This window comes from Citrobacter sp. wls706 (genome assembly GCF_005281305.1).
Taxonomy (GTDB): Bacteria; Pseudomonadota; Gammaproteobacteria; order Enterobacterales; family Enterobacteriaceae; genus Citrobacter; species Citrobacter werkmanii.
On the sequence record NZ_SZXG01000006.1, the window covers coordinates 26,199 to 48,025 of the forward strand.

The 21,827-nt window shown below is 52.6% G+C and carries 20 protein-coding genes; 14 read left to right on the forward strand and 6 right to left on the reverse strand.

The features are described from left to right. Positions 1 to 7 precede the first annotated feature (7 nt). From FDW92_RS01925 to tldD, 4 genes are all read left to right on the forward strand, one after another. On the forward strand, positions 8 to 601 hold the full coding sequence (locus FDW92_RS01925; protein WP_042311341.1) for a Maf family protein: 594 nt from the start codon (positions 8 to 10) through the stop codon (positions 599 to 601). Then, entirely contained in the window at positions 591 to 2,060 is a 1,470-nt protein-coding gene (rng, locus tag FDW92_RS01930) for a ribonuclease G (RefSeq protein ID WP_003828822.1), read from the forward strand. The genes FDW92_RS01925 and rng overlap by 11 nt, the downstream gene beginning before the upstream one ends. 110 nt (positions 2,061 to 2,170) lie before the next feature. Then, a complete protein-coding gene (gene yhdP, locus FDW92_RS01935) occupies positions 2,171 to 5,971 on the forward strand; it encodes an AsmA2 domain-containing protein YhdP (RefSeq protein WP_042311340.1) in 3,801 nt (1,266 codons plus the stop codon). A gap of 147 nt (positions 5,972 to 6,118) precedes the next feature. Next, on the forward strand, positions 6,119 to 7,564 hold the full coding sequence (tldD, locus tag FDW92_RS01940; protein WP_042311337.1) for a metalloprotease TldD: 1,446 nt from the start codon (positions 6,119 to 6,121) through the stop codon (positions 7,562 to 7,564). Between the two features lie 86 nt (positions 7,565 to 7,650). On the opposite strand, the gene aaeR is transcribed toward tldD, so the two are convergent. Next, positions 7,651 to 8,580 carry an HTH-type transcriptional activator AaeR gene (aaeR, locus tag FDW92_RS01945; protein ID WP_038634351.1) on the reverse strand — a complete coding sequence of 310 codons (930 nt, stop codon included), beginning with the start codon at positions 8,578 to 8,580 and terminating at the stop codon, positions 7,651 to 7,653. A gap of 184 nt (positions 8,581 to 8,764) precedes the next feature. On the opposite strand from aaeR, the gene aaeX reads away from it, so the two are divergent. From aaeX to FDW92_RS01965, 4 genes are all read left to right on the forward strand, one after another. Beyond that, positions 8,765 to 8,968, forward strand: coding sequence for a p-hydroxybenzoic acid efflux pump operon protein AaeX (gene aaeX, locus FDW92_RS01950; protein ID WP_003025177.1), 204 nt, complete (start codon positions 8,765 to 8,767; stop codon positions 8,966 to 8,968). Between the two features lie 7 nt (positions 8,969 to 8,975). Beyond that, positions 8,976 to 9,908, forward strand: coding sequence for a p-hydroxybenzoic acid efflux pump subunit AaeA (gene aaeA / locus FDW92_RS01955; RefSeq protein ID WP_042311334.1), 933 nt, complete (start codon positions 8,976 to 8,978; stop codon positions 9,906 to 9,908). A gap of 5 nt (positions 9,909 to 9,913) precedes the next feature. After that, on the forward strand, positions 9,914 to 11,881 hold the full coding sequence (gene aaeB / locus FDW92_RS01960) for a p-hydroxybenzoic acid efflux pump subunit AaeB (RefSeq protein ID WP_042311332.1): 1,968 nt from the start codon (positions 9,914 to 9,916) through the stop codon (positions 11,879 to 11,881). Positions 11,882 to 11,998: 117 nt separating this feature from the next. After that, the gene (locus tag FDW92_RS01965) at positions 11,999 to 12,277 is read left to right on the forward strand and encodes a hypothetical protein (RefSeq protein ID WP_042311330.1); all 279 of its coding nucleotides are present in this window, start codon (positions 11,999 to 12,001) and stop codon (positions 12,275 to 12,277) included. A 56-nt stretch (positions 12,278 to 12,333) separates the two neighbouring features. Here the strand turns inward: FDW92_RS01965 and yhcN are convergent, their stop codons facing one another. Together yhcN and argR are read right to left on the reverse strand one after the other, a co-directional pair. Beyond that, on the reverse strand, positions 12,334 to 12,600 hold the full coding sequence (gene yhcN, locus FDW92_RS01970) for a peroxide/acid stress response protein YhcN (protein WP_042311328.1): 267 nt from the start codon (positions 12,598 to 12,600) through the stop codon (positions 12,334 to 12,336). Positions 12,601 to 12,974: 374 nt separating this feature from the next. Beyond that, the gene (argR, locus tag FDW92_RS01975) at positions 12,975 to 13,445 is read right to left on the reverse strand and encodes a transcriptional regulator ArgR (RefSeq protein ID WP_003025162.1); all 471 of its coding nucleotides are present in this window, start codon (positions 13,443 to 13,445) and stop codon (positions 12,975 to 12,977) included. A gap of 436 nt (positions 13,446 to 13,881) precedes the next feature. Between argR and mdh the strand changes: the two genes are divergently transcribed. Further along, entirely contained in the window at positions 13,882 to 14,817 is a 936-nt protein-coding gene (gene mdh, locus FDW92_RS01985; protein ID WP_038634337.1) for a malate dehydrogenase, read from the forward strand. Between the two features lie 94 nt (positions 14,818 to 14,911). Here the strand turns inward: mdh and degS are convergent, their stop codons facing one another. The 3 genes from degS to zapG form a co-directional block, all read right to left on the reverse strand. Next, the gene (degS, locus tag FDW92_RS01990; protein ID WP_042311325.1) at positions 14,912 to 15,979 is read right to left on the reverse strand and encodes an outer membrane-stress sensor serine endopeptidase DegS; all 1,068 of its coding nucleotides are present in this window, start codon (positions 15,977 to 15,979) and stop codon (positions 14,912 to 14,914) included. Between the two features lie 89 nt (positions 15,980 to 16,068). After that, positions 16,069 to 17,436 (reverse strand): serine endoprotease DegQ, encoded by a 1,368-nt coding sequence (degQ, locus tag FDW92_RS01995; RefSeq protein ID WP_042311323.1) that lies wholly within the window; start codon positions 17,434 to 17,436, stop codon positions 16,069 to 16,071. A 168-nt stretch (positions 17,437 to 17,604) separates the two neighbouring features. Further along, on the reverse strand, positions 17,605 to 18,003 hold the full coding sequence (gene zapG / locus FDW92_RS02000) for a Z-ring associated protein ZapG (RefSeq protein WP_003025147.1): 399 nt from the start codon (positions 18,001 to 18,003) through the stop codon (positions 17,605 to 17,607). Positions 18,004 to 18,195: 192 nt separating this feature from the next. Between zapG and zapE the strand changes: the two genes are divergently transcribed. From zapE to sspB, 5 genes are all read left to right on the forward strand, one after another. Further along, entirely contained in the window at positions 18,196 to 19,323 is a 1,128-nt protein-coding gene (gene zapE, locus FDW92_RS02005; RefSeq protein WP_042311321.1) for a cell division protein ZapE, read from the forward strand. A gap of 218 nt (positions 19,324 to 19,541) precedes the next feature. Beyond that, positions 19,542 to 19,970 (forward strand): 50S ribosomal protein L13, encoded by a 429-nt coding sequence (gene rplM / locus FDW92_RS02010; RefSeq protein ID WP_003025141.1) that lies wholly within the window; start codon positions 19,542 to 19,544, stop codon positions 19,968 to 19,970. A 15-nt stretch (positions 19,971 to 19,985) separates the two neighbouring features. Next, entirely contained in the window at positions 19,986 to 20,378 is a 393-nt protein-coding gene (rpsI, locus tag FDW92_RS02015; protein WP_003025138.1) for a 30S ribosomal protein S9, read from the forward strand. A 316-nt stretch (positions 20,379 to 20,694) separates the two neighbouring features. Beyond that, a complete protein-coding gene (sspA, locus tag FDW92_RS02020) occupies positions 20,695 to 21,333 on the forward strand; it encodes a stringent starvation protein SspA (RefSeq protein ID WP_003025132.1) in 639 nt (212 codons plus the stop codon). Positions 21,334 to 21,338: 5 nt separating this feature from the next. After that, positions 21,339 to 21,818, forward strand: a complete 480-nt coding sequence (gene sspB / locus FDW92_RS02025) for a ClpXP protease specificity-enhancing factor (protein WP_137400534.1) — start codon at positions 21,339 to 21,341, stop codon at positions 21,816 to 21,818. Positions 21,819 to 21,827 lie beyond the last annotated feature (9 nt).

Consider the following 21,827-nt stretch of genomic DNA (forward strand, 5'->3'; position numbering starts at 1 on the left):
GGTTGATATGAATACTCTGTATCTTGCTTCAGGTTCTCCACGTCGTCAGGAACTGCTCGCTCAACTTGGTGTTACGTTTGAACGGCTGATTCCTGGGATTGAAGAACAGCGGCACCCGCAGGAAAGCGCGCAGCAGTACGTTTCTCGTCTGGCGCGCGAAAAAGCGCAGGCTGGCGTTGCGCTGGCGCAGCGCGATTTGCCGGTATTGGGTGCGGATACCATTGTTATTCTTAACGGCGAAGTGTTGGAAAAACCGCACGACGCCGCCCATGCCGCCGCAATGCTGCGTAAACTGTCGGGCAACACGCATCAGGTCATGACCGCCGTGGCATTAGCCGATCGCCAGCACAGTCTGGACTGTCTGGTAGTGACGGAAGTGACGTTCAGAGCACTCACCGATGAGGACATCGCGGGTTATGTTGCCAGCGGTGAACCAATGGATAAAGCAGGTGCATACGGTATTCAAGGGTTGGGTGGCTGTTTTGTCAGGAAGATAAATGGCAGCTATCACGCCGTAGTCGGCTTACCGCTGGTAGAAACGTATGAGTTGCTGACCAATTTTAACGCACTGCGTGAGCAAAGGGATAAACATGACGGCTGAATTGTTGGTAAACGTAACGCCATCGGAAACACGGGTGGCTTACATTGATGGCGGTATTCTGCAGGAAATTCATATTGAACGTGAGGCGCGACGTGGAATCGTAGGCAATATCTACAAAGGTCGTGTAAGTCGTGTGCTTCCGGGTATGCAGGCGGCTTTTGTAGATATTGGACTGGATAAAGCCGCATTTCTTCACGCTTCAGACATCATGCCGCATACCGAATGCGTGGCCGGTGAAGAACAAAAACAGTTCACCGTACGCGACATTTCTGAACTGGTTCGCCAGGGCCAGGATTTGATGGTGCAGGTGGTAAAAGATCCACTGGGAACTAAGGGCGCCCGCCTGACGACGGACATTACGCTGCCTTCCCGTTATCTTGTATTTATGCCGGGTGCATCGCACGTTGGCGTTTCCCAACGTATCGAAAGCGAAACCGAACGCGAACGCCTGAAAAAAGTGGTTGCCGATTACTGTGATGAGCAGGGCGGATTTATCATTCGTACGGCGGCGGAAGGCGTATGCGAAGAGGATCTGGCCTCGGATGCTGCCTACCTGAAGCGCGTCTGGACGAAAGTCATGGAGCGCAAAAAACGCCCGCAAACGCGCTATCAGATGTATGGCGAACTGGCGCTGGCGCAGCGCGTTTTGCGTGATTTTGCCGATGCCCAGCTTGATCGGATCCGCGTCGACTCTCGCCTGACCTATGAGGCGTTGCTGGAATTTACGGCGGAGTACATTCCCGAGATGACCAGCAAGCTGGAGCATTACAGCGGACGTCAGCCCATTTTCGATCTCTTTGACGTTGAGAATGAAATCCAGCGCGCGCTTGAACGCAAAGTTGAGCTGAAATCCGGCGGCTATTTGATCATCGATCAAACCGAAGCGATGACCACCGTGGATATCAATACCGGCGCGTTTGTTGGACATCGTAATCTCGACGACACTATTTTTAATACTAATATTGAAGCAACGCAGGCCATTGCGCGTCAGCTGCGTTTGCGTAATCTGGGCGGCATTATCATTATCGATTTTATCGACATGAATAATGAAGACCATCGGCGCCGGGTGTTGCACTCTCTGGAGCAGGCTCTGAGCAAGGACCGCGTAAAAACCAGTATTAACGGTTTTTCACAGCTGGGCCTGGTAGAGATGACGCGCAAGCGTACGCGTGAAAGCGTGGAGCATGTGCTGTGCAATGAGTGCCCTACCTGCCATGGACGCGGTACCGTGAAAACGGTGGAAACAGTATGCTATGAAATCATGCGCGAAATTGTCCGCGTACACCATGCATACGACTCCGATCGCTTCCTGGTTTATGCATCTCCGGCAGTGGCGGAAACCCTGAAAGGCGAAGAGTCGCATGCGCTGGCAGAAGTCGAAATCTTTGTGGGTAAACAGGTCAAAGTCCAGGTTGAACCGCTCTATAACCAGGAGCAGTTCGACGTCGTAATGATGTAATTGAGTAGTAGCACCAGCGCATGTAGGCCGGATAAGGCGCAAGCGCAGCCATCCGGCAATATACACTCAAGGGGTGTGAGTCACATTTTTTTGCAGACAAGGAGAGGCGCGTGAGGCGATTGCCGGGGATATTACTGCTCACTGGAGCCGCATTCGTTGTCATTGCAGCGCTGCTGGTCAGTGGACTACGCCTTGCGCTACCTCATCTTGATAGCTGGCGTCCGGCCATTCTCAGTAAGATTGAATCCGCGACCGGTCTGCCCGTTTCTGCCAGCCAACTTTCCGCCAACTGGCAAAATTTCGGCCCTACGCTTGAGGCGCGTGATATCCACGCGCAGCTCAAAGACGGCGGTGAGTTTTCGGTAAAACGCGTCACGTTAGCGCTGGATGTCTGGCAAAGTTTGTTGCACATGCGCTGGCAGTTTCGCGATCTCACCTTCTGGCAACTGCAGTTGCGCACCAATACCCCCATCCAGAGTAGTGAAAGCGGAGATGGAATTGAAGCGGGTCACCTCAGCGATCTCTTCCTGCGTCAGTTTGATCATTTCGATCTCCGCGACAGTCAAATTAGCTTTTTAACCCTCTCAGGCCAGCGCGCGGAACTGGCGATTCCTCAGCTTACCTGGCTGAACGGTAAAAACCGGCATCGTGCTGAGGGTCAGGTCAGTCTTTCCAGTCTGACTGGGCAGCATGGCGTTATGCAGGTGCGCATGGATCTGCGCGACGATAATGGGCTATTGAATAATGGTCGGGTCTGGTTGCAGGCCGACGACATTGACGTCAAACCGTGGCTGGGCAAATGGATGCAGGATAATGTCGCGCTGCAAACCGCGCGTTTTAGCCTGGAAGCATGGATGACGATCAATAAAGGCGTCGTCTCCGGGGGGGATGTCTGGCTGAAAAAAGGCGGTGCCAGCTGGCTGGGTGAAAACCGCACGCATACGCTCTCTGTTGATAACCTGACGGCGCACATCAGCCGGGAACAACCGGGCTGGCAATTCTCTATTCCCGATACCCGTATCACCATGGATGATAAACCCTGGCCGAGCGGTGCGTTAACGCTGGCCTGGATCCCGGAGCGGGAAGTCGGTGGTGAGAATAACAAGCGCAGCGACGAGCTTCGTATTCGTGCCAGTAATCTGGAACTGGCTGGATTAGAAGGGTTGCGCCCGATGGCCTCAAGGTTATCGCCTGCGCTGGGTGATATTTGGCGCGCCACGCAGCCGAGCGGCAAAATAGATGTGCTGGCGCTGGATATCCCGTTACAGGCGACAGAAAAAACCCGCTTTCAGTCTGCATGGACCAATTTGGCCTGGAAACAGTGGAAGTTGTTACCGGGGGCTGAGCATTTCTCTGGTACGCTGGCGGGCAGCGTGGAAAATGGTGCGCTTACTGCCTCCATCAAGCAAGCCCGCATGCCGTATGAGACTGTCTTCCGCGCACCATTGGAAATAGAAAACGGCGTGGCGACGCTAAGCTGGCTGAAGAATGATAAAGGTTTTCAGTTAGATGGGCGCAACATTGATGTCAAAGCGAAAGCGGTACATGCGCGCGGAGGTTTTCGCTATCTGCAACCGACCGGTGACGAGCCATGGTTAGGCATTCTGGCGGGGATCAGTACTGATGACGGCTCTCAGGCCTGGCGCTACTTCCCGGAAAATCTGATGGGCAAAGAGCTGGTTGACTACCTCAGCGGCGCGATTCAGGGTGGCGAAGCGGATAATGCCACGCTGGTGTATGGCGGCAACCCGCATTTGTTCCCGTATCTGCACAATGAAGGGCAGTTTCAGGTCCTGGTGCCGCTACGCAATGCTAAATTCGCCTTCCAGCCCGACTGGCCTGCGTTGACTGACCTCAATATTGAACTGAACTTCATTAACGACGGTCTGTGGATGAAAACGGATGGCGTTAATTTAGGCGGCGTAAAAGCCAGTAACCTGACGGCCAATATTCCCGACTATGCAAAAGAAAAGCTGCTGATTGATGCCGACATCAACGGGCCGGGCAAAGCGGTTGGACCTTATTTTGATGATACGCCGCTAAAAGATTCTCTTGGCGCCACGCTTGAACAGTTGCAGATTGATGGAGATGTGAATGCTCGCTTACATCTCGATATCCCGTTGGATGGCTCGCTGGTTACGGCCAAAGGTGACGTCAATCTGCGTAATAACAGTCTGTTTATTAAACCGCTCGACAGCACGTTGAAGAATTTGACCGGTAAATTCAGCTTTGTGAACGGCGATCTGCAGAGCGAGCCGATGACGGCAAACTGGTTTAATCAGCCGCTGAACGTCGACTTTTCCACTACCGAAGGGGCTAAAGCCTATCAGGTGGCGGTGAATCTGCAAGGCGACTGGCAGCCAAACCGTATGGGGATTTTGCCGCCGCAGGTGAACGATGCGTTAAGCGGCAGTATGGCGTGGAATGGCAAGGTGGGCATCAATCTTCCGTACCATGCCGGGGCGACCTACGACATTGCGTTAAAGAGTGACCTGAAGAATGTAAGTAGTCACTTACCCGCTCCACTGAATAAGGCGGCCGGCGAGGCTCTGCCGGTAAACGTGAAAGCCAACGGCAATCTGCGTAGCTTTGATCTCATCGGCAACGCAGGGAGCAAGAATCACTTTAACAGTCACTGGCTGCTGAATCAGAAGCTGACCCTTGACCGCGCTATCTGGACGTCGGAAAGCCGCACCGTGCCCGCATTACCCGATCAGCAAGGCATTGAACTCAATCTTCCCCCTATGGATGGCGCGCAATGGCTGGCATTGTTCCAGAAAGGCGCTGCGGATAACGTTGGCTCGAACGCCAACTTCCCACAGCGTATCACGGTACGTACGCCATCGTTGTCTCTGGGGGGGCAGCAGTGGAATAATTTGAGTATTGTGTCTGAGCCTTCGGGCAGCGGTTCCAGCGTGCAGGCGCAGGGGCGTGAGATTAACGCCACGCTGGCTATGCGCAATAACGCCCCGTGGCTGGCGAACATTAAATATCTTTATTACAACCCGAGCGCCGCAAAGCCGTCTCCCGGTACAGCGCCAGCGTCGCCTTTCTCTACCATCAATAACGTCAGCTTTCGTGGCTGGCCGGATGTTCAGCTCCGCTGTGCAGAGTGTTGGCTGTGGGGACAGAAATATGGACGTATTGATGCCGATGTGGCGATCAAAGGCGATACGCTCACGTTGAGCAACGGTCTGTTGGATACCGGCTTTGCCAGACTGACAGCCGACGGCGAATGGGTGAATGTGCCGGGTAAAGAGCGTACGTCACTGAAGGGAAAACTGAACGGCAAAAAAATTGACTCTGCCGCCGGTTTCTTTGGCGTATCGACGCCGATTCGTAACTCTTCATTCAATGTGGAGTACGACCTGCACTGGCGTAATCCACCGTGGGATCCGGATGAAGCGTCGCTGAATGGGATTTTGCGCACCCGGTTGGGCAAAGGTGAACTTACCGAACTTAGTACCGGACATGCGGGGCAGCTGTTACGCTTGTTAAGCTTTGACGCGTTGCTACGTAAACTGCGCTTTGATTTTAGCGATACCTTCAGTGAAGGCTTCTATTTCGACTCTATTCGCAGCACGGCGTGGATTAAAGATGGCGTGATGCATACCGACGACACGCTGGTGGACGGTCTGGAAGCCGACATCGCGATGAAAGGCTCGGTGAATCTGGTACGCCGTGAACTGGATATGGAAGCGGTTGTCGCACCTGAAATTTCTGCCACCGTTGGGGTTGCCGCCGCGTTCGCCGTTAACCCGATTGTCGGCGCGGCGGTGTTTGCCGCCAGTAAGGTTCTGGGACCGCTGTGGAGTAAAGTTTCGATTCTGCGTTACCGTATCACCGGTCCGGTTGATAAGCCGCAGATTAACGAAGTTCTGCGTCAGCCGCGCAAAGAAAGCCAGCAATGATTTGACGGGGGCAAGTAATTGCCCCAATCTCAGTACATAGTATTGCCGGATGGAGCAGCGCTTATCCGGCCTACAGTAGCCTAACAACGTAGGCCGGATAAGGCGTTTTTGCCGCCATCCGGCAGAATTAAATGAGTAACCAAAACGATGAGTCTGAACCTGGTAAGTGAACAATTGCTAGCGGCGAATGGCCTGAAACATCAGGATCTGTTTGCCATCCTGGGCCAACTGGCCGAACGCCGTCTTGATTACGGCGATCTCTATTTTCAGTCGAGCTATCACGAATCCTGGGTTTTAGAAGACCGCATCATTAAAGATGGTTCTTACAATATCGATCAGGGTGTTGGCGTGCGTGCCATCAGCGGCGAAAAAACGGGGTTTGCCTATGCAGACCAGATTAGCCTGCTGGCGCTGGAGCAAAGTGCGCATGCTGCCCGGACTATTGTGCGCGACAGCGGCGATGGCAAAGTAAAAACGCTGGGTGCGGTAGAGCATCAGGCGCTTTACACTTCGGTCGATCCATTACAGAGCATGAGCCGCGAAGAGAAGCTGGATATTCTGCGTCGCGTTGACAGCGTTGCGCGTGCTGCCGACAAGCGCGTTCAGGAAGTAACCGCCAGCCTGACCGGTGTTTATGAGCTGATTCTGGTGGCGGCGACCGACGGTACGTTGGCCGCGGATGTCCGTCCACTGGTGCGTTTGTCGGTCAGCGTACAGGTCGAAGAAGACGGTAAACGTGAGCGCGGCGCGAGCGGTGGCGGCGGTCGCTTTGGCTATGACTATTTCCTTGGCGATCTTGATGGTGACGTTCGTGCCGACGCGTGGGCGAAAGAGGCTGTACGCATGGCGCTGGTCAATCTCTCGGCGGTAGCTGCGCCGGCCGGTACGTTACCGGTGGTACTCGGCGCTGGCTGGCCTGGCGTTCTGCTGCACGAAGCGGTCGGTCATGGTCTGGAAGGCGACTTTAACCGCCGTGGCACCTCCGTATTTAGCGGCCATATGGGTGAACTGGTCGCGTCAGAACTGTGTACCGTTGTGGATGATGGCACCATGGCGGACCGTCGTGGTTCCGTGGCTATTGATGACGAAGGTACGCCGGGCCAGTATAACGTGCTGATCGAAAACGGTATTCTGAAAGGCTACATGCAGGACAAACTGAATGCGCGCCTGATGGGCGTGGCACCTACGGGGAACGGACGCCGTGAATCTTACGCGCATCTGCCGATGCCTCGTATGACCAACACCTATATGTTGCCAGGGAAGTCTACGCCGAAGGAAATTATCGAATCTGTCGAATACGGTATTTATGCGCCTAACTTTGGCGGCGGCCAGGTGGATATCACCTCCGGGAAATTTGTGTTTTCGACGTCCGAAGCGTATCTGATTGAAAACGGTAAAGTGACCAAACCGGTGAAAGGCGCGACGCTGATTGGCTCCGGTATCGAAGCGATGCAGCAAATTTCGATGGTGGGTAACGATCTGAAACTGGATAACGGCGTAGGCGTTTGTGGGAAAGAAGGCCAGAGCCTGCCGGTTGGCGTGGGTCAGCCGACGCTGAAGGTCGATAATTTGACGGTCGGCGGCACCGCATAACATCATGATCCAGGCCCGATAAGCGTCAGTGCCATCGGGCATCTTGCCGGATGCGGCGTTAACGCCTTATCCGGCCAGGACTCTTCTTATTTCTCTTTCCCTCGACCATACATTCCCTGGAACAGCTGCGCCACATCGACAAAATAATCCGTCAGATAGTTAATTACTACCTGAACCTTAAGCGGCAGTTTGTCTTTTTCGGTATACAGCGCATAGACCGGACGCGGATCCGACTGGTAGCGGGGAAGCAGGATCTCCACTTCGCCGCGATTGATCTCATTGATCACCCACATCAATGGTACATAAGCAATGCCCGCGCCTGCGGCCAGCCAGCGCACCAGCGTCATCGGATCGTTAGTGACGAAGCGCCCCTCTGGAATCAGGCGGGTGGAGATCCCCTCCGGGGCGATAAGCTCGAATTCATTATCCGGGCGAACGCTGTATTCCAGCCATGAGTGATTGCTGAGATCGGCAGGTTTTTCCGGGACGCCAAACTGGGCGAGATAACTTTTAGCGGCGCAGACCACCATCGGCATGGCTCCCAGACGACGTGAAAACAGGCTGGAGTCTTGTAACGCGCCGACGCGGATAACCACATCCAGGCCATCAGCAATTAAATCCGGTGCCGGGATGCCGGTGACCAGATTTACCGTCAGGCCGGGGTACTCTTTCAGCATTTTCGCCGTCAGCCCGGCGAGGACATTTTGTGCCATGGTTGAAGAACAGCCAATACGCAACGTGCCGATAGGAGTGTTATTAAAGGCATACAGCTGCTCATGCACATCCTGCGCTTCGTGCAGCATTCGACGGCAGCCCTGATAATAAATTTTACCGGCTTCGGTTAGCCCAATGCTGCGCGTACTGCGGTTTAGCAGCTTGACCTGTAGTTCATCTTCCAGTTTAGAGACCGTCTGGCTTATCGATGAAACGCTCATTTGCAGCTGTCTTGCGGCGGCGGTGAAGGAGCCCAGTTCGACAACTTTGGCGAACACCGACATACGTTTTAATCGTTCCATTATTCACTCTGGCTTAAAAGTGATTTAGATCACATAATATAGATAACAGCATAACAGTTACGTTAATATATTATTATTCAAATAACGGCTATGTCGCTCTCGCCTGGCTCATCCTTGCCCTTCTCTGCGGTGACATACGCTAGAAAATCTATCACCTGCACTCTCTTAAGCTACCAAGGTCAACATGAGTCTGTTTCCCGTTATCGTGGTGTTTGGTTTGTCCTTCCCACCGATTTTTTTCGAATTGCTTTTGTCACTGGCGATTTTCTGGCTGGTGCGCCGGGTGCTGGTTCCCACTGGCATCTATGATTTTGTCTGGCATCCGGCTCTGTTTAACACCGCGCTGTATTGCTGCCTGTTCTATTTAATAACGCGCCTGTTCGTTTGAGGTTGAAGTGAAAACACTAACAAAAAAACTCTCCCGTACGGCCATGACTCTCGTACTGGTCATTCTGGCCTTCATCGCTATTTTCCGCGCATGGGTGTTCTACACCGAGTCGCCGTGGACGCGTGACGCGCGTTTCAGCGCAGATGTCGTCGCCATTGCGCCGGACGTTGCGGGTCTTATTTCCAACGTTAACGTCCATGATAACCAACTGGTGAAAAAGGATCAGGTCCTGTTTACCATCGACCAGCCGCGCTATCAAAAAGCCCTCGAACAGGCCGAAGCCGACGTCTCTTATTACCAGGTTCTGGCGCAGGAAAAACGTCAGGAAGCCGGTCGTCGTAACCGTCTGGGCGTGCAGGCCATGTCTCGTGAAGAGATTGATCAGTCTAACAACGTACTGCAAACCGTATTACACCAGTTGGCGAAGGCACAAGCGACCCGCGATCTGGCAAAATTGGATCTTGAACGTACCGTTATTCGTGCTCCAGCGGATGGTTGGGTGACTAACCTGAATGTCTACAGCGGCGAATTTATTACCCGTGGCTCCACGGCGGTGGCGTTGGTAAAACAGCATTCGTTCTATGTCCTGGCGTATATGGAAGAAACCAAGCTGGAAGGCGTACGCCCTGGATATCGCGCTGAAATTACCCCGCTTGGTAGCAATAATGTGTTGAAGGGTACCGTTGATAGCGTGGCGGCTGGCGTAACGAATGCCAGCAGCACGCGGGACGCAAAAGGTATGGCGACCATTGATTCCAATCTTGAATGGGTTCGTCTGGCACAGCGTGTGCCGGTGCGCATTCGTCTTGATGAGCAGCAGGGAACCCTGTGGCCAGCCGGGACGACGGCTACCGTTGTTATCACCGGTAAGCAGGATCGCGATGCCAGTCAGGAATCCTTCTTCCGTAAAATGGCGCACCGCCTGCGCGAGTTCGGTTAATTGCGATGGGTATTTTTTCCATTGCCAACCAGCATATCCGCTTCGCGGTAAAACTGGCGTGCGCGATTGTCCTGGCGCTGTTCGTTGGTTTTCACTTTCAGCTTGAGACCCCGCGCTGGGCGGTGTTGACCGCGGCAATTGTGGCCGCTGGCCCGGCTTTTGCCGCCGGTGGGGAACCCTATTCAGGCGCTATCCGCTATCGCGGGATGCTGCGTATCGTCGGGACATTTATTGGCTGTATTGCCGCACTGATCATTATTATCAGCATGATCCGCGCCCCGTTATTGATGATCCTGGTGTGTTGTATCTGGGCCGGTTTTTGTACCTGGATCTCGTCGCTAGTGAAGATCGAGAATTCCTATGCCTGGGGGCTTTCGGGCTATACGGCGCTGATCATCGTCATTACTATCCAGGCAGAACCGCTGTTGACGCCGCAATTTGCGCTCGAACGTTGCAGCGAGATTGTGATGGGGATTGTTTGCGCCATTGTTGCCGATCTGCTCTTTTCGCCCCGCTCGGTGAAACAGGAAATTGATGTCGAACTGGACAGCCTGCTGGTGGCGCAGTATCAGCTTATGCAGTTGTGTATAAAGCATGGCGACAGTGAAGAAGTGGACAAAGCCTGGGGCGATTTAGTCCGTCGCACGGCGGCGCTGGAGGGGATGCGCAGCAACCTCAATATGGAGTCTTCACGTTGGGTGCGTGCTAATCGCAGGCTCAAAGCATTAAACACGCTGTCGCTCACGCTTATTACTCAGTCCTGTGAAACTTACCTTATTCAAAATACCCGCCCGGAACTGATCACTGACACCTTCCGCGAGTTGTTCGACACACCGGTTGAAACGGTGCAGGATGTCCATAAACAGTTGAAGCGGATGCGTCGGGTAATTGTCTGGACCGGCGAACGTGAAACACCGGTAACGATTTATAGCTGGGCAGGTGCGGCGACGCGCTACCTGTTACTGAAGCGCGGTGTGGTGAGTAATACAAAAATTAGCGCGACGGAAGAAGAGATCCTGCAGGGCGAGCCGGTGGTTAAAGTTGAATCAGCCGAACGTCACCATGCGATGGTCAACTTCTGGCGCACCACCCTTTCCTGTGTGCTGGGAACCTTGTTCTGGCTGTGGACCGGCTGGACATCCGGCAGCGGCGCGATGGTTATGATTGCGGTCGTCACCTCGTTGGCAATGCGCTTACCCAACCCCCGGATGGTGGCGATAGACTTTATCTACGGTACGCTGGCGGCATTACCGCTCGGCGCGCTCTATTTTCTGGTAATTATCCCCAACACGCAGCAAAGTATGCTGTTGTTGTGTTTGAGCCTGGCGGTGCTGGGGTTCTTTCTTGGAATCGAGGTGCAGAAACGGCGATTGGGATCGATGGGGGCGCTGGCCAGTACCATTAATATCATCGTGCTGGATAATCCTATGACCTTCCACTTTAGCCAGTTTCTTGACAGTGCGTTGGGACAGATTGTTGGTTGTGTGCTGGCGTTTCTCGTCATTCTGCTGGTGCGTGATAACTCGCGTGACAGAACCGGTCGCGTGTTGCTCAACCAGTTTGTCTCCGCGGCGGTTGCGGCAATGACCACCAACGTGGTTCGTCGTAAAGAAAACCACCTTCCGGCGCTTTATCAGCAGCTGTTTTTACTGATGAACAAATTCCCCGGCGACCTGGCGAAGTTTCGTCTGGCGCTGACAATGATTATCGCGCATCAGCGTCTGCGCGATGCGCCGATACCGGTAAATGAGGATTTATCTGCGTTCCATCGCCAGCTGCGTCGCACCGCCGATCATGTGATTTCAGCAGGAAATGACGATAAACGCCGACGCTACTTTAGCCAGTTGCTGGAAGAGCTTGAGATCTATCAGGAGAAGTTAATCATCTGGCAAGCCCCTCCACAGGTGACGGAACCGGTAAAACGACTCAGCGGGATGCTACACAAATACCAGCACGCGCTCACCAGCAATTAAGCACAAGAAACCGATGCCAGAAGCGTCGGTTTTTTTATGACTATACTTACCTGAAATGCGGGAGGCCCTGCATATTGGTGGTCCGTAGAGTGACTGGCGTCGGGATGGTGGCTATAGATGAACATCTATACGTTTGATTTTGACGAGATTGAAGACCAGGGTGATTTCTACCGCGAGTTCACGCGCGCATTTGGTCTGGCCCGGGAAAAAGTGGTCGATTTAGATTCTCTGTGGGAGGTCGTTACCGGAGAAGCCTTGCCGCTGCCGGTGGAGATTGAATTTGTCCATTTGCCGGACAAACTACGCAGGCGATACGGCGCATTAATATTACTGTTCGATGAAGCGGAAGAAGAGCTGGAAGGGCAGTTGCGTTTTAATGTTCGTCACTCAACGTAAGGCATAAAAAAGCCCCCGGCAGGCGGGGGCAAGTCGTCGGTTTAGACGACGAGGGTTTATTTGTACAGTTCTGCAGTCGCGTGCCAGTGAGCACCTTCACGGAGTTCAGTGACGCGATAGCTGCTGGCACCCGCTTTTTCAGCTTTAGCGGCGATAGCCTGACGCATATCCATTGGTGAGCTACCGATTTGAGATACGGAGATGCTACCCATGGATTGCAGGTTCTGTGCTTCTTGTGAGTTCACCTGAGTAACCGCGGCGCTTGCACCGAAAGAGAGAACAGAAAGAAGGCTTAAAGCTGCAACAGTAGTTTTGATTTTCATGATATTTACCTCGTCGAATTCTTTTATTGTGGGTCTTGTTTCGTGACCCTCATCACAAAATCAAGTATACACTAATAACGCGATAAATTAATACCACGCTAATTGTTTCTGTGGTTATTAAGTTTTAAAAAGATTATTTTTTATAACTAAAAGGAATTAAAATCAGCCTTTTTAACTACTATATAGAAATAAATTAAGTAAAATCAATGGGATATTGGATTTTGCAAAATGTGCGTTTTTCAGCCTTCATATTCACTGTGTGAATGAGTTTTAGTGGTTAAACGCACCATTTGTTAAATGAATGGCAGTGGAAAATAGAACAAAGAGGGGAAAGTAGAGGTTTTTCCCCGCCGGGAGACGACGGGGAGGAGGCATTACAGTTCTTGTTCGAACAGCTCCAGAATGGCTTCGTACAGATCTTTTACCGTAAAACCCTTAGCTGGTGTGGTGAAGATGGTATCGTCACCGGCAATCGTTCCCAAAATACCTTCCGCTTTACCCAACGAATCCAGCAGACGGGCAATCAACTGAGCAGCGCCGGGGCTGGTGTGAATAACCACGACCGCATCGTTATAGTCGATATCCAGTACCAAATTCTTCAGCGGGCTGGAGGTTGTAGGCACCCCCAACTCTGCCGGCAGGCAGTACACCATTTCCATTTTCGCATTGCGGGTACGCACCGCGCCAAACTTGGTCAGCATGCGTGAAACCTTGGACTGATTGATATTATCAAAGCCCTGATCCTGCAATGCGAGGACGATTTCGCCCTGAGAGCTGAACTTTTCTTCTTTAAGTAGCGCTTTAAACGCCTTCACTAATTCTTCTTGTTTTGCCGAGCTTCGCATAAGTCACCCGTAATATGGCGGTAGAAACAACATTATTGTGCATACAGATGAATTTTTATGCAAACGGTCTGCCCTGGTAAAGGCTGAAATAATGTTATGAAAGAGCGGAATTTTATCAAATTTCGTTATCAAGAAACATGCCTGTGTCACGGCGCGCAAATAAGGTTAAAAGTAAATTAATTGTTATCAAATTGATGTTGTTTTGAGAGGCGGGTAGGGTATATTGTCAGCACCTGTTGGAAAGTTGCTCTACTGTGCGGGTGCTTTTGAATTACGTAACTTAGGTTTTATTTTACGTAAGTTAAATGCATAAAAGCCAAATTTGCGTGACTACGCATTCTTGACGCGTGGTTGTTGTATTCGTTGGATTTGTGGATTAAGGTCGCCGCCGCGGAGCAATAGACACTTTGCTTATCAATATAATAAGGAGTTTAGGATGAAAGTTGCAGTCCTCGGCGCTGCTGGTGGTATCGGTCAGGCGCTAGCATTACTGTTAAAAACCCAACTGCCTTCAGGTTCAGAACTCTCCCTGTACGACATCGCTCCAGTAACACCTGGTGTGGCCGTTGATTTGAGCCATATCCCTACTGCTGTGAAAATCAAAGGCTTCAGCGGTGAAGACGCTACCCCTGCACTGGAAGGTGCTGATGTAGTACTGATCTCTGCGGGTGTCGCGCGTAAACCGGGTATGGATCGTTCCGACCTGTTCAACGTCAACGCCGGTATCGTGAAGAACCTGGTGCAGCAGGTTGCTAAAACCTGTCCGAAAGCATGTATCGGTATCATCACCAACCCGGTGAACACGACCGTTGCTATCGCTGCAGAAGTGCTGAAAAAAGCAGGCGTATACGATAAGAACAAACTGTTTGGCGTGACCACGCTGGACATTATCCGCTCCAATACCTTTGTTGCGGAACTGAAAGGCAAACAGCCTGGCGACGTTGAAGTCCCGGTTATTGGCGGCCACTCTGGCGTGACCATTCTGCCATTGCTGTCACAAATTCCTGGCGTGAGCTTCACCGAGCAAGAAGCGGCTGACCTGACCAAACGTATCCAGAACGCGGGTACTGAAGTTGTGGAAGCTAAAGCCGGTGGCGGATCTGCTACCCTGTCTATGGGTCAGGCCGCAGCACGTTTCGGCCTGTCACTGGTTCGCGCACTGAGCGGCGAAAAAGGCGTGGTTGAATGTGCTTACGTTGAAGGCGACGGCCAGTATGCTCGTTTCTTCTCTCAGCCGCTGCTGCTGGGTAAAAACGGCGTAGAAGAACGTCAGTCTATCGGTAAGCTGAGTGCGTTTGAGCAAAGCGCGCTGGAAGGCATGCTGGACACGTTGAAGAAAGATATCACTCTGGGCGAAGAGTTCGTTAAGTAAGAACTGCCAGAAAATAAAAAACCGGAGCCTGGCTCCGGTTTTTTTATGCACCACACTTTTATAGCCGGATAAAGTACGTTATCCGGTGCTAACGTCAGTTTGTCGCAGGGTATTCCTGAATCGTCACCTGCAGCGTCAGCTGTTTGTCATCGCGCATCACGACGACGGAGATGACCGAACCTGGGCGAATTTCGGCAACCTGGTCCATGGTCTCAAGCGCGGATACCGCCGGTTTATTATTGACTGAAATGATCAAGTCGTTGACCTGAATGCCGGCCTGCGCTGCCGGACCGTCCGGAGCCACTTCGTTAACCACGATCCCCTGAATTTGATCCATTCCGCCGCCCTGCGCGTGCAGTGGCGCAATTTCACGACCGCTGATGCCGATGTAGCCGCGAATCACGCGCCCGTCACGAATCAGCTTATCCATGATTTTGGTCGCCAACTGAAACGGAATGGCGAAGCCAATACCTTCGGGGGTTTCGCCGTCGTTGCTCTTATCAAATGACAGCGTATTAATGCCCATCAGTTCCCCCAGTGAGTTGACCAGCGCACCGCCGGAGTTACCGTGGTTGATGGAGGCATCCGTTTGCAGGAAGTTTTGCCGACCTGTCGGGTTCAGGCCAATACGGCCGGTGGCGCTGATAATCCCCTGGGTAATGGTTTGCCCAAGGTTGTACGGGTTACCAATGGCGAGAACCACATCGCCGATGTGCGGCACACGCTTGTTATTAATGGGGATGGTCGGCAGGCCGCCAGTTGCGTTGATTTTCAGCACCGCAAGGTCGGTTAACGTATCAGAACCCACGAGCAGCGCTTCAAATACACGTCCATCCTGCAGTGCGACGATGATTTGGTCGGCATCATTAATGACGTGCTTATTGGTAATGATATAGCCGCGCTGATCCATGATAACGCCTGAGCCGAGCGTACGGATCTCAAGCTGGTTATGTGCTGTGCTGTTCATACTGCGGTTATAAACGTTAACGACGGCAGGAGCAGCACGGCGAACCGCCGAGTTATAGCTGGCGGGCGTTTCATCTGCACTGTCGAACTGCGGTGTAGTAAGGGTATTAATTTTGCGCAGAGAGGGCATCGCCGCCAGCAGAATGGCGCCGACGATTAAACCAATCGCGACCGAACGTAAAAGCTTCACAAACATGATGGCGGCGTCATTAAAAAAGGGAACGGCAGCAGCATATCACGAGTTAACCGGACATCACACGGGGGGCTGATGTCCGGTTTAATGCATTACCGCAGGAGCAGGTAAATACTGTCGTTACCGCGAACCACCTGCAGAGCGATAATCGCCGGTTTCGCTTCCAGCACCTTACGCATTTCGGCAATCGAGTTTACGCGATCGCGGTTAACGCCAATGATAACGTCATCTTTATGCAGACCAGCCTGTGCGGCTGGACTACTTTTTTCAACGTTATCTATTTTGATGCCTTTGGTGCCATCTTTTAACTGACCATCGCTGAGCGTAGCGCCTTGCAACGCAGGGGCGATCATTTCCGCACTGGCGGACGATGATGTGCTGGTATCCAGGGTGACTTCAACCTCCAGCGGTTTACCGTTACGCAGCAGCCCCAGTTTGACCTTGGTTCCTGGTTCAGTTGTCGCAATGCGTGAACGCAGTTCGGCAAAGCTGCTGAGTGGTTTACCGTTGAGACTGGTAATGACGTCACCGGATTTCACCCCCGCCTTGGCAGAACCTGAGTTGGGCAGAACCTCGCTGACAAACGCCCCGCGCTGCACATTCAGATTGAACGCTTTGGCGATGTCGGCGGTCATTTCGGTACCTTTAATCCCTAACAGACCGCGTTTGATTTCGCCAAACTGCATCAACTGTTGGGCCAGCGTGCGCGCCATGTTGCTTGGGATCGCAAAGCCAATCCCGATGCTGCCGCCGCCGGGGGCCAGAATCGCGGTGTTAATGCCAATCAACTCACCGTTGAGGTTAAGCAGCGCGCCGCCGGAGTTGCCCCGGTTGATGGACGCATCGGTCTGAATAAAGTTTTCCAGACCCTCCAGGTTCAGCCCGCTGCGCCCCAATGCCGATACAATGCCGGAAGTGGCGGTTTGCCCGAGACCGAACGGGTTACCCACGGCCACCGCGAAATCACCCACGCGGAGTTTGTCGGAGTCGGCAATGGCGATTTGCGTCAGGTTACTGGGGTGTTGAATTTGCAGCAGGGCGATATCGCTCTGATCGTCACTGCCGATCAGCTTCGCGTCGAACTCTCGGCCATCATTAAGCTGAACGCTGATTTTTTGCGCCTGATTAATGACGTGGTTATTGGTCAGGACGTAGCCTTTTGCGGCATCAATAATGACCCCTGAGCCCAGCCCTTCAAAAGGTTGTGAAGGTTGGTCGGGAAGCTCATCACCAAAAAATTTTTTAAACTCTTCCGGGACTTTTTGTCCTTGAACAGCGGTGCCTTCGACCCTAACGCTCACCACGGCAGGTAACACTTTCTCCAGCATCGGGGCAAGGCTGGGAAGCGCAGCCTGACCGGGAACCTGGCCGGGAATCGACGCAACGGCCGGGAATGGCGCCGAGAGAGTTAACCCGACACTTAACGCTAATGCACTCAACAGCTGGGTTTGTTTTTTCATGGATCCTGCTCTCGTACCTTGAGTAAACGGAAGATGATTCAAAACAGTTTGATGTTATTGAATTTTCGGTTTGGTCACAATGAGGCTAACGACTAAATAATAGCTGGGACGGGAAGAGAAGCGGAGGGCGCAATTACTGCGCCCAATAAATTTCTTAACGATGTGCGTTTAGTCGCGCTTTGCGCCACTACGCAGCAGGCCGGAGGCTCCTTCAGAATAGTCACGCGGCATCTGAACCGGCGCCTGATCGTTGCCAGCTTCGGACTCTGCCAGACGATTACGGAACGGGTTGTTTTCCGGCGACATACCCGGCAGCAGGTTGCTCGAGCTTTTCGCCATATGCTGGTAGATCTGACGATAATCGTCCGCCATGTTATCCAGCAATTCAGCGCTGCGGGCAAAGTGGCTTACCAGCTCTTCGCGGTACTCTTCCAGCTCAGCTTTATTTTTTTCCAGTTCGTACTGCAATGCCTGCTGTTGGCGTAATTTACGATTACCAAAACGCATGGCTACAGCACCAATAATGATACCGACGACTAACCCAATTAGCGCATATTCCCAGGTCATGAACATCTCCCGTTGTCTTGTGTTTCCGTAGGGTGTTGGCTGTAGGCTCCATGCCTGCGCCTGATTATGCCACTATAACCGCTAATCCCGTAGAAGTGGAATCCCGTGTTTATATCACGTAATGTAGAACGGCCTTTTTTTCGTCAACCGTGAGCGACGGCACATCGATTCTCAAGGAATAACAATAACATCATGCAAAGCCTTTCCCCGACATCGCGTTACCAACAAGCCCTTACAGACGGCACTCATCAGCCCGACAGCGTACAACAAGAAGCCGTGAATCGACTGGAAACCATTTTCCAGGCGTTAACGACGCCAGCTCGTCCTGCCCCGCAGGAGAATGGTCTGATGGCGCGTTTTGGCAAATTGCTGGGCAAGCGTGAGTCGCCGACCAACCCGCCGGTGCGTGGTTTGTATATGTGGGGCGGGGTCGGACGCGGGAAGACCTGGCTGATGGATCTGTTCTACCATAGTCTGCCGGGCGGGCGTAAACAGCGTTTGCACTTTCACCGCTTTATGTTGCGCGTCCATGAAGAGCTTACCGCCCTGCAGGGGCAGAGCGATCCGCTGGAAATCATTGCCGACCGCTTTAAGGCCGAAACGGACGTGCTGTGCTTCGATGAATTTTTTGTTTCTGATATCACCGACGCCATGCTGCTTGGCGGCTTAATGAAGGCGCTATTTGCCCGAGGCATTACGCTGGTGGCGACCTCCAATATTCCTCCGGACGACCTGTATCGCAACGGTTTGCAACGCACGCGTTTTCTTCCTGCCATTGATGCCATCAAGCAGCATTGCGACATCATGAATGTTGATGCCGGCGTCGATTATCGTCTGCGCACCTTAACGCAGGCGCATTTGTGGTTGTCGCCTCTGAATGAGGAAACCCGCCAGCAGATGGATAAGCTGTGGCTGGCACTAGCGGGAACCAAAAGTGAGCATGCGCCGACGCTGGAGATTAACCATCGTCCGTTGCCGACGCTGGCCGTCGAAAACCAAACGCTGGCGGTGTCGTTCACCACGCTCTGCGTCGATGCCCGTAGTCAGCATGACTATATTGCGCTGTCGCGTCTGTTCCACACGGTGCTGTTGTTTGATGTGCCGGTCATGACCCCGCTGATGGAAAGCGAGGCGCGACGCTTTATCGCGCTGGTGGATGAATTCTACGAACGCCACGTCAAGTTGGTGGTGAGTGCGGCCTCTCCCTTATATGAGATCTACCAGGGCGAGCGTCTGAAGTTTGAATTCCAGCGTTGTTTGTCGCGTCTGCAGGAGATGCAAAGCGAGGAGTATTTGAAGCGGGAACATTTAGCCGGTTAAACCTGCCGCAAATCACATAAAGGGGTCGATCTTTGACCCTGACTTCTCTATAATCTTGCGACCCCACGTTACGAGAGAGTTTTTTTCCCAAAACTTTCTATGCGCCGGCATAGGCTATTCGAAGGGGTAGGTTTGCTGGACAATGTCGTGTGAACCTCAACTGACAAAACGTTTGGGTGTTCACCAACGTGTAACTTATTTATTTGGGTAAGCTTTTAATGAAAACTTTTACAGCTAAACCAGAAACCGTAAAACGCGACTGGTATGTTGTTGACGCGACCGGTAAAACTCTGGGCCGTCTGGCTTCCGAACTGGCTCTGCGCCTGCGCGGTAAGCACAAAGCGGAATATACTCCGCACGTAGATACTGGTGATTACATCATCGTTCTGAACGCTGACAAAGTTGCTGTAACCGGCAACAAGCGTACTGACAAAGTGTACTATCACCACACCGGTCACATCGGTGGTATCAAACAAGCGACCTTTGAAGAGATGATTGCTCGCCGTCCTGAGCGTGTGCTTGAAATCGCGGTTAAAGGCATGCTGCCAAAAGGCCCGCTGGGTCGTGCTATGTTCCGTAAACTGAAAGTTTACGCTGGCAACGAGCACAACCACGCGGCACAGCAACCGCAAGTTCTTGACATCTAATCGGGATTATAGGCAATGGCTGAAAATCAATACTACGGCACTGGTCGCCGCAAAAGTTCCGCAGCTCGCGTTTTCATCAAACCGGGTAGTGGTAAAATCGTAATCAACCAACGTTCTCTGGAACAGTACTTCGGTCGTGAAACTGCCCGCATGGTAGTTCGTCAGCCGCTGGAACTGGTCGACATGGTTGAGAAACTGGATCTGTACATCACTGTTAAAGGTGGTGGTATCTCTGGTCAGGCTGGTGCGATCCGTCACGGTATCACCCGCGCTCTGATGGAGTACGACGAATCCCTGCGTGGCGAACTGCGTAAAGCTGGCTTCGTTACCCGTGATGCTCGTCAGGTTGAACGTAAGAAAGTCGGTCTGCGTAAAGCACGTCGTCGTCCGCAGTTCTCCAAACGTTAATTGCTTTCTGCTTCGGCAGACAACAATTTGCGAAAAAACCCGCTTCGGCGGGTTTTTTTATCACTATTGCTCCCCGTGGAAGCACGGTAATCCGCTGATTGCCACCTCTTTTTCCCCATTTCAAGAATCGACTCACCACAAAGGTCACAAAATCTGGTAAACTATCATCCAATTTTCTGCCCAAATGTCAGGTATCGCTCATTTTTTGTTTGTATTTTGAACAGTAATGGCTTTCCTGAGTCTGGGTGACATCACTTCTGGCTGGCCACTGAGTGGCTGGTAGCAGTAAAAATTCTGAATATACCTGGAGGTTTTCATGGCTGTCGCTGCCAACAAACGTTCGGTAATGACGCTGTTTTCTGGTCCTACTGACATCTATAGCCATCAGGTCCGCATCGTGCTGGCTGAAAAAGGTGTTAGTTTCGAGATTGAGCACGTGGAGAAGGACAATCCACCTCAGGATCTGATCGACCTCAACCCGAATCAGAGCGTACCGACACTGGTGGATCGTGAGCTGACCCTGTGGGAATCTCGCATCATTATGGAATACCTGGATGAGCGCTTCCCGCATCCGCCGCTGATGCCGGTTTACCCGGTTGCGCGTGGTGAAAGCCGCCTGTACATGCAGCGTATCGAAAAAGACTGGTACACGCTGATGAACGTCATCGTGAACGGTTCCGCTTCTGAAGCCGAGGTCGCGCGTAAGCGTCTGCGCGAAGAGCTGCTGGCAATCGCGCCAGTATTCGGTCAGAAGCCTTACTTCCTGAGCGATGAGTTCAGCCTGGTAGACTGCTACCTGGCGCCGCTGCTGTGGCGTTTACCGCAGTTGGGTATTGAATTCAACGGTGCCGGTTCGAAAGAACTGAAAGGTTATATGACTCGCGTCTTTGAACGTGATTCTTTCCTGGCTTCTCTGACTGAGCCTGAACGTGAAATGCGTCTGGGCCGGGGTTAACCTGTATGGATTTGCCACAGCTAACACCACGCCGTCCGTATCTGCTGCGCGCATTCTATGAGTGGTTGTTAGACAACCAGCTCACGCCGCATCTGGTGGTGGATGTGACGCTCCAGGACGTGCAGGTTCCGATGGAATATGCGCGTGACGGGCAAATAGTTCTGAATATTGCACCGCGCGCGGTGGGGAACCTGGAACTGGCAAATGACGAAGTACGCTTTAACGCGCGCTTCGGTGGTGTGCCGCGTCAGGTTTCCGTCCCGCTGGCTGCAGTTCTGGCTATTTATGCTCGTGAAAACGGTGCCGGTACGATGTTTGAACCGGAAGCCGCCTACGACGAAGATGTCGCCAGCTTAAATGATGACGACAACGAAGCGTCTGGTTTTGAGAGTGAAACGGTCATGTCGGTCATTGATGGCGATAAGCCTGACAACAGCGACGACAACGATCCGGATGACACTCCTCCGCCGCCTCGCGGCGCGTAGTGAAATAAA

What these genes read in the sequence shown, in the direction of transcription:
- FDW92_RS01925 (WP_042311341.1), top strand. Translation starts at nt 8, where the DNA reads ATGAATACTCTGTATCTTGCTTCAGGTTCTCCACGTCGTCAGGAACTG.
- rng (WP_003828822.1), top strand. Translation starts at nt 591, where the DNA reads ATGACGGCTGAATTGTTGGTAAACGTAACGCCATCGGAAACACGGGTG.
- tldD (WP_042311337.1), top strand. Translation starts at nt 6,119, where the DNA reads ATGAGTCTGAACCTGGTAAGTGAACAATTGCTAGCGGCGAATGGCCTG.
- aaeR (WP_038634351.1), bottom strand. Translation starts at nt 8,580, where the DNA reads ATGGAACGATTAAAACGTATGTCGGTGTTCGCCAAAGTTGTCGAACTG.
- aaeX (WP_003025177.1), top strand. Translation starts at nt 8,765, where the DNA reads ATGAGTCTGTTTCCCGTTATCGTGGTGTTTGGTTTGTCCTTCCCACCG.
- aaeB (WP_042311332.1), top strand. Translation starts at nt 9,914, where the DNA reads ATGGGTATTTTTTCCATTGCCAACCAGCATATCCGCTTCGCGGTAAAA.
- FDW92_RS01965 (WP_042311330.1), top strand. Translation starts at nt 11,999, where the DNA reads ATGAACATCTATACGTTTGATTTTGACGAGATTGAAGACCAGGGTGAT.
- yhcN (WP_042311328.1), bottom strand. Translation starts at nt 12,600, where the DNA reads ATGAAAATCAAAACTACTGTTGCAGCTTTAAGCCTTCTTTCTGTTCTC.
- argR (WP_003025162.1), bottom strand. Translation starts at nt 13,445, where the DNA reads ATGCGAAGCTCGGCAAAACAAGAAGAATTAGTGAAGGCGTTTAAAGCG.
- mdh (WP_038634337.1), top strand. Translation starts at nt 13,882, where the DNA reads ATGAAAGTTGCAGTCCTCGGCGCTGCTGGTGGTATCGGTCAGGCGCTA.
- degS (WP_042311325.1), bottom strand. Translation starts at nt 15,979, where the DNA reads ATGTTTGTGAAGCTTTTACGTTCGGTCGCGATTGGTTTAATCGTCGGC.
- degQ (WP_042311323.1), bottom strand. Translation starts at nt 17,436, where the DNA reads ATGAAAAAACAAACCCAGCTGTTGAGTGCATTAGCGTTAAGTGTCGGG.
- zapG (WP_003025147.1), bottom strand. Translation starts at nt 18,003, where the DNA reads ATGACCTGGGAATATGCGCTAATTGGGTTAGTCGTCGGTATCATTATT.
- zapE (WP_042311321.1), top strand. Translation starts at nt 18,196, where the DNA reads ATGCAAAGCCTTTCCCCGACATCGCGTTACCAACAAGCCCTTACAGAC.
- rplM (WP_003025141.1), top strand. Translation starts at nt 19,542, where the DNA reads ATGAAAACTTTTACAGCTAAACCAGAAACCGTAAAACGCGACTGGTAT.
- rpsI (WP_003025138.1), top strand. Translation starts at nt 19,986, where the DNA reads ATGGCTGAAAATCAATACTACGGCACTGGTCGCCGCAAAAGTTCCGCA.
- sspA (WP_003025132.1), top strand. Translation starts at nt 20,695, where the DNA reads ATGGCTGTCGCTGCCAACAAACGTTCGGTAATGACGCTGTTTTCTGGT.
- sspB (WP_137400534.1), top strand. Translation starts at nt 21,339, where the DNA reads ATGGATTTGCCACAGCTAACACCACGCCGTCCGTATCTGCTGCGCGCA.